Source organism: Methylobacterium aquaticum (assembly GCF_001043915.1).
Classification (GTDB): Bacteria; Pseudomonadota; Alphaproteobacteria; order Rhizobiales; family Beijerinckiaceae; genus Methylobacterium; species Methylobacterium aquaticum.
In genome coordinates this window covers 1-604 of the sequence record NZ_LABX01000451.1, presented here as the reverse complement: position 1 = coordinate 604, position 604 = coordinate 1, and the positions used below count along the sequence as shown (strand labels likewise).

1 protein-coding gene is annotated in these 604 nt (G+C 68.7%); it reads right to left on the bottom strand.

From position 1 onward, the window contains the following. Positions 1-226: 226 nt before the first annotated feature. Positions 227-604 (bottom strand): AMP-binding enzyme (locus VP06_RS33185; RefSeq protein ID WP_048468091.1); only part of this gene is annotated, 378 nt, incomplete at its 5' end.

The window sequence follows — 604 nt, the reverse complement described above, 5'->3', positions numbered from 1 at the left end:
CGCAGTCGCCTGCGGACGACCTCCACCCGTGTGATGCACTAGCCCAGAATCATCCCCGAACGCCGCCGCGCCCGCGTTCGGCGCGGTGGCTCCTGACCCGGATCGGCCCGATCAACGCGGCCTGACAGAGCGGGCGGCAGGCCCCATCCGCGGCGAGACCCCCCACGGCAAGACCATGGGAAGCGTCCCTCGGTGGCGGGCCCCGCAGCCTCGCGACGGCGCCCCGTCACAGGGCCTTCGCCATCTCCCGCAGCACGAATTTCTGCACCTTGCCGGTCGAGGTCTTCGGCAGCTCCGTGAAGACCACGTGCTTGGGCACCTTGAAGCCGGCGAGCGACTGGCGGCACCAGCCGATCAGCTCCTCGGCCGAGACCATCTCGGACTCCTTCAGCTCCACGAAGGCGCAAGGGCTTTCGCCCCATTTCTCGTCCGGCTTGGCCACCACCGCGGCCGCCGCCACCGCCGGGTGCTTGAACAGGGCCTCCTCGACCTCGATCGACGAGATGTTCTCGCCGCCCGAGATGATGATGTCCTTCGAGCGGTCCTTGAGCTGGATGTAGCCGTCCGGGTGCTTCACCCCGAGATCGCCCGAATGGAACCAGCC